This window comes from Clostridia bacterium, from assembly GCA_017410375.1.
Lineage (GTDB): Bacteria > Bacillota > Clostridia > RGIG6154 > RGIG6154 > RGIG6154.
Window position 1 is genome coordinate 42,211 of sequence record JAFQQW010000021.1, and the last position, 15,712, is coordinate 57,922.

The 15,712-nt window shown below is 41.7% G+C and carries 17 protein-coding genes; all 17 read left to right on the forward strand.

Annotation, left to right across the window (positions count from 1 at the left end; all coding sequences use genetic code 11):
- The first annotated feature begins 3 nt into the window (after window positions 1-3).
- The 17 genes from trmB to IJE10_03135 all read left to right on the forward strand — a co-directional run bounded on the left by trmB (window position 4) and on the right by IJE10_03135 (window position 15,709).
- The gene (gene trmB / locus IJE10_03055; GenBank protein MBQ2967087.1) at window positions 4-642 is read left to right on the forward strand and encodes a tRNA (guanosine(46)-N7)-methyltransferase TrmB; all 639 of its coding nucleotides are present in this window, start codon (window positions 4-6) and stop codon (window positions 640-642) included.
- Between the two features lie 123 nt (window positions 643-765).
- A complete protein-coding gene (gene cysE / locus IJE10_03060; protein MBQ2967088.1) occupies window positions 766-1,413 on the forward strand; it encodes a serine O-acetyltransferase in 648 nt (215 codons plus the stop codon).
- Window positions 1,400-2,785, forward strand: a complete 1,386-nt coding sequence (gene cysS, locus IJE10_03065) for a cysteine--tRNA ligase (protein ID MBQ2967089.1) — start codon at window positions 1,400-1,402, stop codon at window positions 2,783-2,785. Before cysE ends, cysS begins: the two co-directional genes overlap by 14 nt.
- Entirely contained in the window at window positions 2,770-3,186 is a 417-nt protein-coding gene (locus tag IJE10_03070) for a ribonuclease III (GenBank protein ID MBQ2967090.1), read from the forward strand. The genes cysS and IJE10_03070 overlap by 16 nt, the downstream gene beginning before the upstream one ends.
- A 46-nt stretch (window positions 3,187-3,232) precedes the next feature.
- Window positions 3,233-4,060 (forward strand): YitT family protein, encoded by an 828-nt coding sequence (locus IJE10_03075; GenBank protein MBQ2967091.1) that lies wholly within the window; start codon window positions 3,233-3,235, stop codon window positions 4,058-4,060.
- Between the two features lie 15 nt (window positions 4,061-4,075).
- Window positions 4,076-4,930: a transketolase gene (locus IJE10_03080; GenBank protein MBQ2967092.1), complete on the forward strand. Its 855-nt coding sequence runs from the start codon at window positions 4,076-4,078 to the stop codon at window positions 4,928-4,930.
- Window positions 4,923-5,864, forward strand: coding sequence for a transketolase family protein (locus tag IJE10_03085; protein ID MBQ2967093.1), 942 nt, complete (start codon window positions 4,923-4,925; stop codon window positions 5,862-5,864). Before IJE10_03080 ends, IJE10_03085 begins: the two co-directional genes overlap by 8 nt.
- Window positions 5,865-5,896: 32 nt before the next feature.
- On the forward strand, window positions 5,897-7,729 hold the full coding sequence (locus IJE10_03090) for an L-fucose isomerase (GenBank protein MBQ2967094.1): 1,833 nt from the start codon (window positions 5,897-5,899) through the stop codon (window positions 7,727-7,729).
- Window positions 7,730-7,751: 22 nt separating this feature from the next.
- The gene (locus tag IJE10_03095; protein ID MBQ2967095.1) at window positions 7,752-9,209 is read left to right on the forward strand and encodes a rhamnulokinase; all 1,458 of its coding nucleotides are present in this window, start codon (window positions 7,752-7,754) and stop codon (window positions 9,207-9,209) included.
- Between the two features lie 41 nt (window positions 9,210-9,250).
- A complete protein-coding gene (locus tag IJE10_03100) occupies window positions 9,251-11,461 on the forward strand; it encodes a UvrD-helicase domain-containing protein (protein ID MBQ2967096.1) in 2,211 nt (736 codons plus the stop codon).
- A 13-nt stretch (window positions 11,462-11,474) separates the two neighbouring features.
- Entirely contained in the window at window positions 11,475-12,230 is a 756-nt protein-coding gene (locus tag IJE10_03105; protein ID MBQ2967097.1) for a class I SAM-dependent methyltransferase, read from the forward strand.
- A 96-nt stretch (window positions 12,231-12,326) separates the two neighbouring features.
- Complete coding sequence (locus IJE10_03110) at window positions 12,327-12,527, forward strand: cold-shock protein (protein MBQ2967098.1); 201 nt, start codon at window positions 12,327-12,329, stop codon at window positions 12,525-12,527.
- A gap of 155 nt (window positions 12,528-12,682) precedes the next feature.
- A complete protein-coding gene (locus IJE10_03115; GenBank protein MBQ2967099.1) occupies window positions 12,683-13,507 on the forward strand; it encodes a stage III sporulation protein AA in 825 nt (274 codons plus the stop codon).
- Window positions 13,492-13,992, forward strand: a complete 501-nt coding sequence (locus IJE10_03120) for a stage III sporulation protein AB (GenBank protein MBQ2967100.1) — start codon at window positions 13,492-13,494, stop codon at window positions 13,990-13,992. The genes IJE10_03115 and IJE10_03120 overlap by 16 nt, the downstream gene beginning before the upstream one ends.
- Window positions 13,993-14,000: 8 nt before the next feature.
- A complete protein-coding gene (gene spoIIIAC, locus IJE10_03125; protein MBQ2967101.1) occupies window positions 14,001-14,195 on the forward strand; it encodes a stage III sporulation protein AC in 195 nt (64 codons plus the stop codon).
- A complete protein-coding gene (locus tag IJE10_03130; protein MBQ2967102.1) occupies window positions 14,192-14,575 on the forward strand; it encodes a hypothetical protein in 384 nt (127 codons plus the stop codon). Before spoIIIAC ends, IJE10_03130 begins: the two co-directional genes overlap by 4 nt.
- Window positions 14,576-14,587: 12 nt before the next feature.
- On the forward strand, window positions 14,588-15,709 hold the full coding sequence (locus IJE10_03135; GenBank protein ID MBQ2967103.1) for a stage III sporulation protein AE: 1,122 nt from the start codon (window positions 14,588-14,590) through the stop codon (window positions 15,707-15,709).
- Window positions 15,710-15,712: the final 3 nt, after the last annotated feature.

Here is a 15,712-nt window from a genome sequence, read left to right on the forward strand (position 1 = left end):
AACATGAGAATGAGAAGAAAAAAGAATCGGGATTCCCGGTTCGAAAATTGTATAGAATTTGTAGCGACTGAGCCTTTGGAAAATAAAGGAAAATGGAAAACGTTGTTTGGCAACAACAATCCTGTACACCTGGAAATCGGATGCGGTAAAGGCGGTTTTATTTTAGAGCTTGCAAAACGAAATCCCGACATCAATTATGTTGCTATGGAAAAATGCATGGACGCGTTGATTCTGGCATTAGAAAAAGCAAAACGCGATGAACTCAAAAACGTTATTTATATCTGTGATGATGCGGAAAAGCTTCCCGATATGTTTGAAAAGGATGAGGTAGAACGCATTTACTTGAATTTCAGCGACCCCTGGAAAAAAGCGCGTCAGGCAAAACGCCGGCTGACACACAGGCGGTTTCTGGAAAAGTATAGAATGATTCTCTGTGAGAATGGGGAAATTCATTTTAAAACCGATAACCGTCCGCTTTTCGACTTTTCTCTGGAAGAGTTTGAAGATACCGGTGTAAAGGTTTCTGAACTGACCTTTGACTTGCATAACAGCGAGTATAACGAGGGGAATATTATGACCGAATATGAAAAGACTTTTTCGGAAAAAGGTTTTACCATCAACCGATGCGTATGTAAATTTTAATCCGGCTAAAAAGTATTGCGTAAATCGCAATACTTTTTTATTTATTTTTTCTAAAAAAGGTTGCTAAATACGTAAAATTGTGGTACAATAAAATGAATTAATTATATCATGAAGAGGTGTAACGTGTTTAAACAGCTAAAAAACGACATTCGTACGATCATGGATCGTGACCCTGCTGCAAGAAGCTTCTGGGAAGTGTTCTTTCTGTATCCGGGGTTTAAAGCCATTATGCGACATCGTATTGCACATAAATTATATAATAGCGGACACTTCTTTCTGGCTGAAAGGTATGCTAAAATGACCCGAAAAAAGTATGGCATTGAAATTCATCCGGCGGCAAAAATCGGCAATGGTGTTTTCATAGACCATGGTATGGGCATTGTAATCGGTGAAACCGCAGTTATCGGTGACAACTGTACCATTTACCAGGGCGTCACCTTGGGTGGTACGGGTAAGGATAAAGGTAAACGTCATCCCACCATTGGAAACAACGTCCTGATTGGTTGCGGTGCGAAGGTATTAGGTCCTTTTACGGTTGGTGACAATTGTAAGATTGCGGCAAATGCGGTTGTTTTGCAGGAGGTGCCGCCAAACTGTACATGCGTAGGTATTCCTGCAAGAATTGTGCGCCGTAATAACGAAAAGGTTGAGACAAATAACTTTGACCATATTCATACACCTGACCCTGTGTCTCAGGAGCTTTGTAAGCTTTTGGTCAGAATTGAGCATCTTGAAAAGCGATTGGAGGAAAAAGAACATGAAAATATTTAATACATTATCCAGAAGCAAGGAAGAATTTGTTCCCGTAAAAGAAGGGCAGGTCAGCATGTATGTTTGCGGACCTACCGTTTACAACTACATCCATATCGGTAATGCGCGTCCCATGATTGTATTCGATACGGTTCGCCGTTATTTTGAATATAAGGGCTATGATGTGAAATATGTTTCCAACTTTACCGATGTAGACGATAAAATTATCAAAAAAGCAATTGAAGAGGGTGTGGATTCTTCTGTCATTTCCGAGCGTTATATTGAAGAGTGCAAAAAAGATATGGCGGGTATGAATGTAAAAGAAGCAACCGTGCACCCGAAAGCAACCGAAGAGATTGACGGTATGATCGAAATGATTCAGACCTTGATTGATAAAGGTTTTGCGTATAATGCAAACGGCACTGTATATTTTAAAACCCGTGCTTTTTCGGAATACGGTAAGCTTTCCAAGAAGAATATTGATGAATTGCAGGCAGGTCACAGAGAAATTCAGGTAACGGGCGAAGAGGGCAAAGAGGATTATTTTGATTTTGTACTATGGAAGCCCAAAAAGGACGGTGAACCGTACTGGACCTCTCCCTGGTCTGACGGCAGACCGGGTTGGCATATTGAATGCTCTGTTATGTCCAAAAAATATCTGGGTGAAGAAATTGACATCCATGCAGGTGGCGAAGATTTAATTTTTCCGCATCATGAAAATGAAATTGCACAGTCTGAAGCTGCAAACGGCAAGCTTTTTGCAAAATATTGGTTGCATAACGGCTTTTTGAACATCAACAATGTAAAAATGAGTAAATCGCTCGGCAACTTCTTTACCGTTCGCGAAATTGCGGAACAGTATGACTTGCAGGTGCTTCGCTTCTTTATGCTTTCGGCACACTACAGAAGCCCGCTGAATTTCAGCGCTGACCTGATGGCAGCATCCAAAAACGGCTTAGAACGTATTTTAAATGCGGTTAGTCGTCTGAAAGAATTAAAAGGCTCTGACGGTGAAGCAGTTCTTGCAAAAGATGCAGATGCATTTGTAGAAAAATTCGAGCAGGCGATGGAAGATGATTTCAATACAGCTGATGCTGTATCTGCTATTTTTGAGCTTGTTAAATTTGCAAACGTGAATGTTTCTGAAGCATCTTCCAATGCGGATATAAAATATGTTCTGGATAAAATCTGCACTTTGTGTGATGTTTTAGGTATCATTACCGAACAGAAAACAGAACTTTTGGATGCAGATATTGAAGCGTTGATTGAAGAGCGTCAGAACGCAAGAAAAGAAAAGAATTTTGCGCGTGCCGATGAAATCCGCAATCAGCTTACTGAAATGGGCATCATCTTAGAAGATACCAAAGAGGGCGTAAAATGGAAGAAGGCTTAATTTTTGACCTGAGCGCCGAGGTAACCGAGGATATCCGTGCGTATTCGCCTCTGACACTTGCGTTTATCGGTGACGGTGTGTATGAGCTTTTTGTACGTACACAGATTGTAAAGAACACAAATGCACCCGCAAACCAACTGCATAAGAGATGTGTACATTATGTTCGTGCGCAAGGGCAGTGTGTTGCAATGGATGCAATTCTTCCGCTTCTGACCGAAGCGGAAACAGATGCGTTTAAGCGCGGGCGGAATGCCAAAATAAACACCAAAGCAAAAAATGCTAGTCTTGCCGAGTACAAAAAAGCGACCGGTTTTGAAGCTTTGATTGGGTATCTTTATGTAACAAAACAAACAGAGCGTCTTGAATTGCTGATGCAGAAAGCTTTTTCAGCAATCGAATAAAATACCTGCTTTTTCCGAATACTAACGGAAAAGGCGGTGGCTTAAATTGCAAACAGTTTTATTTGTTTTAGCAGGTACGGCAATTATGGCGTTGGGATTAGATATGTTTTTAATCCCGCAAAGAATTGCCATCGGCGGTATCAGCGGTATCGCAACCATTCTGGAAAACTTATTTCAAATTCCGTCATCCGTAACCGTATTTGTGTTAAACATTCCCATCTTAGTACTTGCGTTTTTATATCTGTCAAGAAAAACATTTTGGTATACACTTTTTGGCACAACTATGTTGTCGGTTTTTCTGCAGGTTTTCGGGTTTATCGCTCCGGTTTCTGATGATAAGATTTTGTGTGCAATTGCCGGGGGCTTGCTGGTTGGCGTTGGACTTGGAATGGTGTTTTTCAAAGATGGCACAACCGGAGGCACCGATGTGGTTGCAAGGCTTTTACAAAAGAAGAAAAGTCATATGCCTATCGGAACACTTGTGATGCTGTCGGACGGCGTGGTTATTCTGCTTTCCGGTATACTGTTCAAAAGCTTTGAACAGATGATTTATGCATGCATCGCGCTGTTTGTTTCTGCAAAGCTTATTGACTATATTACGGTCGGCGGCGATTTTGCAAAGCAGGTTACAATCATCAGTAAATTTGCACCTGATATCTCCAGAGAAATTCTGAAAAAGCTTGAACGCGGTGTGACAGGAATCCGCAGTATCGGAACATATTCGGGCAAAGAATCCCTGATGCTGATGACAGTTGTAAAAAAGAATCAGATTGCAAAAGTAAAGGAAATTGTAAAAAAGTATGATATAAACGCCTTTGTGATTGTCTCAAGCGTCAGCGAGGTAATCGGTGAAGGCTTTAATAACAAAAAATAACGAAGGAGATTTGCTATGGACATTCAAGTGAAAAACAGATTGAATCTTACTGCTTATAATATTCGCAAAAATGCAGTAAGTGCCGTATTTCACGCAGGTTCCGGACATCCGGGAGGCTCTTTATCCATTGCGGATATAATGGCTGTTTTGTATTTTGACGAAATGAGAATCGATCCTCAAAACCCCGATTGGGCAGACAGAGACCGTTTTGTACTTTCAAAAGGTCATTGTGCGCCTGCACTTTATGCAACCCTGGCAGAACGGGGCTACATACCAAAAGAGGATTTAAAAACCTTGCGTAAAACTGCAAGCTATCTGGAAGGACACCCCGATAAGAAAAAAATCAAGGGCGTGGATATGTCTTCCGGCTCATTAGGACAAGGTATCAGTGCTGCAAACGGCATGGCACTTGCGGGTAAAATAGACAACAAAGACTACAGAGTTTATACCATTTTAGGTGACGGCGAAATTCAGGAAGGTCAGGTTTGGGAAGCGGCTATGTTTGCGGCACACTACAAGCTTGACAATCTTGTGGCTTTTGTTGATCATAACGGATTGCAGATTGACGGCCCGATTACCGAAGTTATGTCTCCCGAGCCGATTACCAATAAATTTGAAGCCTTCGGCTGGCATGTGATTTCGATTGATGCCCATGACGTGGAAGCAATCAAAAATGCTCTGGACGAAGCAAGAACCGTAAAGGGTAAGCCAACTGTGATTGTTGCAAACAGCACCAAAGGCAAAGGCGTATCTTTTATGGAAAATAATGTATCCTGGCACGGTGCAGCACCGAATGCGGAACAGTATGCGGTAGCAGAAGCAGAACTGGATGCAAAAATCAAGGAATTGGAGGAAATATGCAATGGCTGACAAAATCGCAACAAGAGAATCTTACGGCAAAGCTTTAGCTGAATTCTCCGATAAGTATGATATTATTGTTTTGGATGCTGACCTTGCGGCAGCGACTAAAACAGGCATATTTAAAAAGGCATGTCCCGATCGTTTTTTCGACTGCGGTATCGCAGAAGGTAACATGATGTCCACGGCAGCAGGTCTTGCAACCTGCGGTAAGACTGTGTTTGCAAGCTCCTTTGCGATGTTTGCAGCGGGTCGTTCTTTTGAACAAATCCGAAATTCCATCTGCTATCCGAATTTAAATGTTAAAATCGGTGCAACCCATGGCGGTATTTCTGTTGGTGAAGACGGTGCTACACATCAGTGCTTAGAAGATATCGGTATCATGCGTACCATTCCGAATATGGTTGTCATCAATCCCGCTGACGATGTGGAAGCGAGAGCAGCTGTGGAAGCGGCAATCAAGCATGACGGTCCTGTGTACTTAAGATTCTGCAGACTCGCAACAGAGGTTATGTACGATAAAGAAAACTTTGAGTTCGAAATCGGCAAGGGTATCACTTTAAAAGAGGGTACTGACGTAACGTTGATTGCAAATGGTCTGATGGTTGAAAAGGCGGTTGAAGCAGCTAAGCTTCTGGAAGCAGAGGGCATTTCTGCCGGAGTTTTGGATATGCATACCGTTAAACCGATTGACAAAGAACTGGTACTGAAAGCGGCAAAAGAAACCGGTGCAATAGTTACTGCGGAAGAACACAATATTTACGGTGGTTTGGGCAGTGCTGTTGCTGAGGTTGTTTGCGAAGGCACACCGGTTCCGGTATTGCGTGTGGGTACCGAAGATAAGTTTGGCAAATCCGGTAAGCCTGCTGAATTGTTTGAGCTTTACGGCCTGACCGCGGAAAACATTGTAAACAAGGCGAAATGTGCAATTGCACTTAAAAAATAAACAAATTTTTAAAAAAGAAAGAGGGATTTATTATGGCAAAGAACAGATATGTCGGTGATTATCCGGTAATCGGTATTCGTCCGATTGTAGACGGTCGTCGCGGACCCATGAGACTTCGTGAAAGCCTTGAAGACCAGGTTATGACCATGGCAAAGGCTGCAAAGAAATTATTTGAAGAAAATCTTTTTTATTCAAACGGTGACCCGGTAAAGGTTATCATTGCAGATTCCAGCATCGGTCGTGTGCCCGAAGCTGCAGCATGCGCTGATAAATTCAAAAAGGAAGGCGTTGACATCACATTGTCTGTAACACCTTGCTGGTGCTACGGCTCCGAAACCATGGACATGGATCCAAATACCATCAAAGGTGTTTGGGGCTTTAACGGTACAGAAAGACCCGGTGCGGTTTATCTTGCTGCAGTTTTAGCCGGACATGCACAAAAAGGTTTGCCTGCATTTGGCATCTATGGCCACGAAGTACAGGACAGAGACCAGGTTTCTGAAATTCCCGAGGACGTTAAGGAAAAGCTGTTAAGATTCGGTAGAGCGGCACTTGCTGTTGCAACCATGCGTGGTAAGAGCTATCTGCAGATTGGTTCGCAGTGCATGGGTATTGCCGGCTCTATCATGGATCAGGATTTCATGGAATCTTACCTTGGTATGCGTGTTGAATCTGTTGACGAGGTGGAAATTCTCCGTCGAATGGAAGAAGGTATCTATAACGAAGAAGAATATCAGAAGGCTCTCAAGTGGACAAAAGAACACTGCAAGGAAGGCAGAGACGACAACCCCGAATCTGTTGAATTCCTCGGTGAAGAACGCAGAATTAAGTTTACTCCCGAAGAAAAAGAAAAACAGTGGGAGTTTACTGTTAAGATGTATTGCATCATCAAAGATCTTATGGCAGGCAACAAAAACCTTCCTGCAGGCTTTGAAGAAGAGATGGTTGGTCATAACGCAATCGCAGGCGGTTTCCAGGGTCAGAGACAATGGACAGACCATTGGCCGAACTGCGACTATCCCGAAGCATTACTCAGCTCTACCTTTGACTATGAAGGCGCGCGTGAACCCTATACTTTAGCTACAGAAAATGACGTTTTGAACGGTTTGGGTATGCTGTTTATGAGATTGCTTACCCACAGAGCACAGATTTTTGCTGACGTTCGTACATATTGGTCCGGCGATGCAACCGAAAGAGTTACCGGCTATAAGCTGGAAGGCAAAGCGAAAGAAAGCGACGGTATTATCCATCTGTTGAATTCCGGTGCAGCATGCTTAGATGCTTGCGGTGAATGCAAGGATGAAAACGGTAATGCAATCATGAAGAAATGGTGGGAAGTTACCGATGAAGATATCAAGAAGATGACCGATGCGACCGTATGGTGCGAAGCAGGCTTTGATAACTTCAGAGGCGGTGGTTTCTCCAGCCATTACACCACAAAAGCGGAAATGCCCTGCACAATGATCAGATTGAATCTTGTAAAAGGCTTAGGTCCTGTGCTTCAGATTGCTGAAGGTTGGACTGTGAACCTGCCGGATGAAGTATCCGACACCCTGATGGAAAGAACCAATCCTACCTGGCCCTGCACCTGGTTTGCTCCCAGATGTGACGGCAAAGAAGGCAGCCCGTTCAAGACCGCTTACGAAGTAATGCAGAACTGGGGCGCAAATCACGGTGCAATCAGTTACGGTCACATTGGTGCCGACCTTATCACCATGTGCTCTATGCTCAGAATTCCGGTTTGCATGCACAACGTTCCCGAAGATCAGATTTTCCGTCCTGCAGCATGGAATGCTTTTGGTATGGATAAAGAAGGTCAGGATTATCGTGCTTGCTCCGCTTACGGTCCGCTCTATAAGAAATAATATCGAAAGGTGATTTTCGTTTATGAAAAAAATGTTAGCGTTTGACTTTGGTGCAAGCTCAGGCAGAGCGATTTTGGGTACCATTGAAAACGGAAAATTAACCACTAAAGAAATGCACCGCTTCAGCAACGACCCCGTTGAAGCGGCAGGCGTTTTCCAATGGGATATCCTGCGTTTGTTTTTTGAAATCAAGCAGGGCATCTTAAATTGCGTAAACAACGGCGAAAAGGATATTGATTCCATTGGTATCGATACCTGGGGCGTTGATGTGGGTTTCTTAGATGACAAAGGCAGATTAATCGGCAATCCTGTACATTACAGAGATTCTATGACCGATAATATGCCGGAAGAAGCATTTGATGTTTTGTCCAAAGAAGAAATCTATGCAAAAACAGGTATTCAGTTCTGCAAGTTCAATACACTTTTCCAGTTGCACGCGTTTAATAAACAGAACTACATTCCTTACAAAAATGCAACAAAAATGCTGTTTGTGCCGGATTTGATGAACTATCTCTTAACTGGTGAAAAGAAAGCAGAGTATACCATTGCGAGTACGTCTATGCTTTTAGACCCTGCAAAGCGCGATTGGTCTGAAGATATTTTGAATAGCTTTGAGATTAATCCTGCTATTCTTTGTGATATTGTAAAGCCCGGTACCATTATCGGTAAACTTACCAAAGAACTGGCAGATGAGCTTGGCTGTGCGGAGATTCCGGTTGTTGCAGTTGCTTCGCACGACACAGCTTCTGCGGTTGTTTCTGTCCCGGCTGAAGGTGACGATTATGTTTACATCAGCTGCGGTACATGGTCGCTTTTGGGCGTAGAAACCAAAGAACCGATTTTATCCGATATGGAATTTACCAACGAGGGCGGTACAGAAGGCAACATCAGATACCTTAAAAATATCATGGGACTTTGGTTGGTGCAGGAGTGCAAACGTCATTGGGACAGACGAGGTGTTGGCAAATCCTTTGCTGAGCTTGAAACCCTGGCTCGTGCAGAAAAGCCTTTCTTGTCGTTTATCGACCCTGATGACGACCGCTTCATGGCTCCGAAAGATATGCCCGGCAGAATTGCAAAATTCTGTGAAGAGAGCGGTCAGCCTGTTCCTGAAAATCACGGACAGTTTGTACGTTGCATTATGCAGAGCTTAGCCTTTAAATATCGCTATGCAATTGAAGGTCTTGAAAAAGCAACCGGCAAGAAGATTTCTACCGTAAATATGGTAGGCGGCGGTATTAAGGATAAAATGCTTTGTCAGTTTACTGCAAATGCAACCGGCAGAAAGGTTGTTACAGGTCCTACCGAGGCTACCGGTTACGGTAACTTAATGATGCAGGCGTATGCATTGGGTGAAGTGAAGAATTTACAGGAAATCCGTGATGTAATCCGCAATTCGGAAAATATCACAGAATATTTGCCTGAAGATGTTGACGCATGGAATAATGCGTACGATGCATTTAAAAAATTCATGAAATAAAAGAAAAGGGGAGGAGAAATCCTCCCCACAGTTTTGATTTAATAGGTGAAAAAGTGAGTACTTTAAACAAAGAACAGTTAGAGGCGGTACAAACCATAAAAGGCCCTGTTTTAATTTTAGCAGGTGCGGGCAGTGGTAAGACAACCGTTTTAATAAACAGAATTGCCAATATGATTGCAAACGGAATTCATCCCTGGAATATTTTGGCAATTACATTTACAAATAAGGCAGCAAAAGAAATTAACGACCGACTTTCTGCATCCTTAGGTGCAGACGGTGAGGGGGTTTGGGCAAGCACGTTCCATTCTTTGGGCATGCGTATTTTAATGAAGTTTGGCGCAGAAATCGGAATCGGTTCTGGGTTTACCATTTATGATACTGCCGACCAGAAAACACTCGTGAAAGAGGTTTTGAAAGAATTAAATTACGACGAAAAAATGTTCCCGGTAAACAGCATTATCAGTCACATCAGCGGAGCTAAAGATAAAATGATATCACCCGAGCAGTATGAAAAAACAGCGGGAAGTGCAGGCTATCACGCGCAACAGATGTCGAAAATTTACAGTCTGTATCAAAAGAAGCTTCGTAAAAATAACGCGGTGGATTTCGACGATTTGATTACCGAAACGGTGCATTTGTTCGAAAAATGTCCCGAAGTGCTGGATTTTTACCAACGTAAGTTTTTGTATGTAATGGTGGATGAGTATCAGGATACCTCACACAGCCAGTACAGACTGGTTTCTGCTCTTGCGGAAAAGCATCAGAATATCTGTGTTGTGGGCGACGACGACCAGTCTATTTACCGTTTCAGAGGTGCGGATGTAACCAATATTCTTGAATTTGAAAAGCAATTCAAAGATGCAAAGGTTATTAAGCTTGAACAAAATTACCGTTCTACAACACAGATTTTAGATGTTGCTAACGAAATTATAAAAAACAACAAAGAACGCAAGCAAAAAAGACTGTGGTCAGGAAAAACAGATGGTTCGCCTGTTCAGTTGATTACGGTTGAGCATCAGCATATTGAGGCGCATCGCATAGCGGATATTGCAGAGCGTTTGCGCGAGTCAGGAAAGAATTATGGGGATATGGCAGTTCTGTTCCGCACAAATGCCCAATCCCGTGTACTGGAAGAAGTGTTCCTGCAAAGAGCGATTCCTTATCGTTTGCTTTCGGGGGTTAAATTCTATGATCGCAAAGAAATCAAAGATATTATCGCTTATTTGCGTTGCATTAACAATCCGAGCGATGATGTGAGTGTCCGTAGAATTATTAACGAGCCGAAACGAGGCATTGGTGCTACAACAGTCGATAAACTTTCTGCAATTGCAGCGACCGAAGACAGTTCGATTTTGTATGTTATCAACAACATTATTCAGTATGATAACTTGCGTTCAGCAGCTGAAAAACTGATTAAATTCGGCAAAATGATGCGTGATTTTAAGGTTGCATCCGAGAATATGTCGGTTCTGGAGCTTACAGCAAAAATTCTTTCCGAATCCGGGTATTTAGATGCTTTAAAAGCTGAAAATACCGTAGAATCCGAGACACGCATCGAAAACTTAAAGGAATTTTCAGGTTTAATCAAAGAATTTGAAGATAACAATCCGGACGGTACTTTGGCAGAGTTTTTAGATGGTGTTTCACTTGTATCTGATATTGATAATTACGATGAAGAGCAGGATGCAGTGGTTATGATGACGTTGCATAGCTCTAAAGGTCTTGAATTTCCGGTTGTGTTCATGACCGGCATGGAAGAGAGCATTTTTCCTTCGTTTATGTCTATTACAGAGCCGGGGGGCGTGGAAGAGGAGCGTAGACTTTGCTATGTTGGTGTTACCCGTGCAAAAGAAAAGCTGTACTTGCTTCGTACCAATAGCAGGACACTGTTTGGTTCTACAACACACAACCCCAAATCCCGCTTTTTAGAAGAAATTCCGGAAGAGTTGCTTCATATTGAAGAACCTGCCAAAATAAGTTTTTCCGGCACAGATTTTGCATCCAAAAAGAAGGACAGCGAAATGCCAAAAATCTCTAGCACACTTTTTGGGGGTGCAAAAAACACATCTCCGCTGCGCAAAACGGGGGATACAAATTTTAAACCGGGAGATCGGGTTTCGCACAAAAAATTCGGTGAAGGTACTGTCCTTTCGGTACTGCCTGTAGGACAGGATGCAAAGGTTACCATTTCGTTTGACAGTGTCGGTACCAAAAACTTAATGGCTGCTTTGGCAGGCTTAACCAAACTTTGATTGAGGTGATATTTTGGATATTTATCAGGAGTTTGCATCTGTGTATGATGTTCTGACCGAGGATGTGGACTATGATTCAAATGTAAAGTATTTAGAGCACATTTTAGAAAAGCATCTTGCGTTTAAACCGCATTTGATTGCAGAGCTTGCCTGTGGAACGGGTAATATAACAAAGCGATTGGCAGACAAAGGGTATGATGTGATTGGTATTGATCTTGCAGAAGACATGCTCAATGTTGCGCGAGAAAAATGTGACGACTCTGTTTTGCTTTTAAATCAGGATATGACTGATTTTGAACTTTACGGAACTGTTGATGCGGTTTTATGTCTTCTAGACAGCGTAAACTACATAGAAAGCGAAGAAAAGCTTTTAAAAATGTTCCGTTTGGTTGAAAACTATCTGGAATTCGGCGGTGCATTTGTTTTTGATATTAATTCGGGCTACAAATTAAGAGAGGTACTGTCAAATAACACATTTGTACGCGAAACCGAAAAGGTTGTATCTGTCTGGGAAAATGAGCAGGATGAAGGTTGTGTGCATTTTTACTTGAATTTTTTTCTGGAAACCGATAACGGAATGTACAGACGTTTTTATGAGGAACACACTGAATATGTATACGAAATTGACAAAATAGTTTTCTTGCTGGAGAAAGCGGGATTTATAAATATAACCTGCTATGCGGAAAACACTTTTCATGCTCCGGATGCAAAAACTGAACGTATTTATTTCGTTGCAAATAAAAAAGGAAAAAAACTGGAAATAAATTAAAATTCCCTTGACATTGTGCAAAGTTTATGATATGATGAAATCGTGCTTGAAGCACGAATAGCAGTACGTTTTTACTGTAGGAAAGGACTGAAAAAAATGGCTAAAGGTAAGGTTAAATGGTTTAATGCCGAAAAGGGTTATGGCTTTATCGAAAGCGAAGACGGTACTGATGTATTTGTACATTTTTCCGCAATCGCAATGGACGGCTATAAAACTTTAGAAGAAGGCGCAGAAGTAACATTTGATGTTAGCGAAGGAGCTAAAGGACCGCAGGCATCCAACGTTGTTAAAGCGTAAGGCGTGCTCTTGAAAAGCTCTATATGATTATATATAAGCTGTCTTTAATTGAATGAAACTTAAAAAAAGAGACCGATTTCGGTCTCTTTTTTGCATATTTTTGTTTTTCGTACATATCTTGTATTAGGTTTAAGGACAAGGAGTGCAAGATAAGAATGTTCGAGAGATATTTTCCAAGGGAAATGCTGGATGAATTCAGCAAATTTGATTCGATTCAGGAGATACGCGTGCGTGCGGATTGTGCAGTTTTAGTGACGGATTCACAAAAAACACATGTGACACAACATAAAACTTCCTGCGAATTGGTACAGAAAATTTTCACTTCAGTTTGCTCAAATTCCGTATATGCCCTGAAAGAACAGATTAAGCAGGGGTTTATTACCATACCAGGAGGCCATCGTGTTGGAATATGCGGCAGATGCGTTTGTGATAAAGGAGAAATCGAGACCATAACAGATATTTCAAGCCTGAATTTTCGTGTTGCCAGAGAGGTGTTGAATTGCGCGGCACCTATTTTGAAAAAAGTGAATAATATGGCGGAAAATATAGTGATTATTTCACCTCCGAACAGCGGAAAAACGACTTACTTAAGAGATTTATGCCGCTTATATGCTTTGCGCGGATTTATGGTTGCGATTGTAGATGAAAGAGGCGAACTTGCACCGCAAGTAAAAGGAAAATCTGTTTTTTCATTCGGTAAAGGGGTTGACGTGTTACAATATGCCCCGAAAGCCCAAGGGATGATGCTGGCACTTCGAACAATGAATCCGCACATTGTTGCAACAGACGAAATTGGAAGTGACGGGGAGGGACATGCGGTAGCTGAAATCGCTAAATGCGGTGTACGGATTATTGCAACCTTTCATGGAGCAAATTTAGATGATTTTAAAAGGCGGTTTGAAATGTGGCACGTTTTTAAGTATGCTGTTCTTTTAAATCGCGAGAAAAAACCGGAGGCCTTCATATGTTTAAATGGATAGGTGCGATGCTGATTGTGGCAGGAATGGGCTTAAGTGGCGTTGATTTGTACAAAAAACAAAAGAAAGAACTTGAATTAACAGAAGCTTTTTTAAAAGTTCTGACTTTTATGAAAGATGAAATGCAATATTCCAAAGCATACCTGGACGCGGTTTTAGAGAAATGTGTGCATGTTACAACCGAATCCGCCGATTTTTTTCAAAAAATCGCTACGGGATTACAGCAGGAAGGTGCGTTTAAAAATCTATGGGATGAGTCGGTAAATGATTTGGAAAATCTCAATTCTGCTGTTAAAGGTGAACTACTGGAAATGGGGAATATTCTTGGAAACACCGATTTGGACTCGCAAAAGAACCTGATTTGCCGCACGGTGGAACAAATACAAAGCATAAAAGAGGATCAGGAAAAGACTCTGAAGACAAGAGGAACTTTTTATCCGAAAATCGGATTTAGTATCGGGATTTTAGTTGCAATTTTACTTTTCTAGGAGGAGCAATGGATACAGATGTGATTTTTAAGCTTGCAGCAATCGGACTTTTGGTTGCAATAATTAATCAGCTTCTTGTTAAATCAGGCAGGGATGAGCAGGGGCTGATTGTTGTGATTTCGGGCCTGATACTTGCTATGCTTCTGATGATTGATCAGATTGACAAGCTGTTTGATGCCGTTCGCTCTACATTTGGCTTATGATAAAAATTGTTGCATTTCTGCTTTGTTGTGCAGTGCTGGCATCCTTGTTGCATACATATCAAAATGTTTTAGTCATTCCCTTTGTTGTTTGTGCGGGATGCATCGTCTTCTTATTTGTATTTGAGATGCTTGAGGATACAGTTTTTCAGCTTGAATCCATTTCAGAGCGGATAGGGATACATTCTGTTTATATTAAAATGTTACTGAAGGTAATCGGCATCTCTTATTTGTGTGAATTTGCGTCCTCGGTCTGCAGAGATTCAGGGAACGCATCGCTTGCAATGAAAATTGATTTATCGGCAAAGCTTTTAATTTTAAGTCAATCTTTGCCGATTTTTACGGATTTGTTAAAAATTATTCAGGATATCTTTCCGTTTTGATGAGGCGGATTTATGAAAAAAATACTTATGATTTTAGTAATGCTTCTTTTGTCCGGCAACAATGTATATGCCTTGCCGGAGAATGTGCAGGAAATGTATGATGCATCCGGGGCACAGGAAATTTTAAGCGTAGACAATTCGTTTTTTGAATCAAATGCGCCCGATAAAATTATTGAAAAGCTTTCAACCGGAGAGGGCTTTGCGGTTTCGTCCGTATTCGATGAGATAGTCGCTTTTTTGTTAAAGACTCTTAAAAGAAACGTCGGACTATGTTTTACTGTTATTGCAACAGGCTACATCGTGGGCTTGTATTCAAACATTCAAAGCGGAGTCGGTGGAAAAGGTGTTTCGGAATGTGGCTTTATTATATCTTATTGTGTCTTTGCAGGCATTCTGACAATAGCGTTTTCAGGAATTTCAGACACAGCGTTGGAAATAACAGAAAATCTGTCAGTGATGGTTAAATCGCTGATGCCGATTCTGATTTCACTTCTGATAACGTCAGGCGGTGTTGTGTCAGGTTCATTACTGTCATCTGTGCTGATCGGGATTGCAAATGTTGTTCTTCTGGTTGTTGAAAATCTTGTTGCACCTTTGATTTACTGCTCTTTTGGAATGTCTGTTGCAGGAAACATGTCTGACAAAATCAGACTTACAAAATCTGTTTCGTTTTTGCATAAAATTATAAAATGGGTTTTGCTGTTTGTTATGGCGGCATTTGGGAGTTTGTTTGGAATTTACGGATTATCGGGGACAACTATGGATGCGACCACAGGAAAGCTTGTTCGTTTTGCAATCGGCTCCGGTGTTCCTTTGGTCGGTGGCATTGCCGCAGACTCCTTTGAGTCTGTATTAGCGACTCTGGTCGTGAGTAAAAATCTGATTGGCGTTACCGGGGTTGTAGTGATTCTTGTTGTATTGCTGGGGCCTGTGTTGGAAACTACTGTCATGATGTGGATTTTCAGACTTTGCACAGTTATAATGGAGCCGTTTTCAGACGGACGCATAATACGGCTTTTAACAGACACTTCGGAATGTATATCCATGCTTTTTGCAGTGCTGATTTCAGTTGGATTGATTTTTATTGGCGGAGTTGGTGTGATTCTCGTTGTTGGAAATTTTACGATGGGGTGAAAA

Excerpts from the sequence above, each read along its gene's own strand:
- IJE10_03080 (MBQ2967092.1), top strand. The coding sequence starts at position 4,076 with ATGGACATTCAAGTGAAAAACAGATTGAATCTTACTGCTTATAATATT.
- IJE10_03120 (MBQ2967100.1), top strand. The coding sequence starts at position 13,492 with ATGTTTAAATGGATAGGTGCGATGCTGATTGTGGCAGGAATGGGCTTA.
- IJE10_03085 (MBQ2967093.1), top strand. The coding sequence starts at position 4,923 with ATGGCTGACAAAATCGCAACAAGAGAATCTTACGGCAAAGCTTTAGCT.
- spoIIIAC (MBQ2967101.1), top strand. The coding sequence starts at position 14,001 with ATGGATACAGATGTGATTTTTAAGCTTGCAGCAATCGGACTTTTGGTT.
- IJE10_03095 (MBQ2967095.1), top strand. The coding sequence starts at position 7,752 with ATGAAAAAAATGTTAGCGTTTGACTTTGGTGCAAGCTCAGGCAGAGCG.
- IJE10_03130 (MBQ2967102.1), top strand. The coding sequence starts at position 14,192 with ATGATAAAAATTGTTGCATTTCTGCTTTGTTGTGCAGTGCTGGCATCC.
- IJE10_03115 (MBQ2967099.1), top strand. The coding sequence starts at position 12,683 with ATGTTCGAGAGATATTTTCCAAGGGAAATGCTGGATGAATTCAGCAAA.
- IJE10_03135 (MBQ2967103.1), top strand. The coding sequence starts at position 14,588 with ATGAAAAAAATACTTATGATTTTAGTAATGCTTCTTTTGTCCGGCAAC.
- IJE10_03110 (MBQ2967098.1), top strand. The coding sequence starts at position 12,327 with ATGGCTAAAGGTAAGGTTAAATGGTTTAATGCCGAAAAGGGTTATGGC.
- IJE10_03090 (MBQ2967094.1), top strand. The coding sequence starts at position 5,897 with ATGGCAAAGAACAGATATGTCGGTGATTATCCGGTAATCGGTATTCGT.
- cysS (MBQ2967089.1), top strand. The coding sequence starts at position 1,400 with ATGAAAATATTTAATACATTATCCAGAAGCAAGGAAGAATTTGTTCCC.
- IJE10_03070 (MBQ2967090.1), top strand. The coding sequence starts at position 2,770 with ATGGAAGAAGGCTTAATTTTTGACCTGAGCGCCGAGGTAACCGAGGAT.
- trmB (MBQ2967087.1), top strand. The coding sequence starts at position 4 with ATGAGAATGAGAAGAAAAAAGAATCGGGATTCCCGGTTCGAAAATTGT.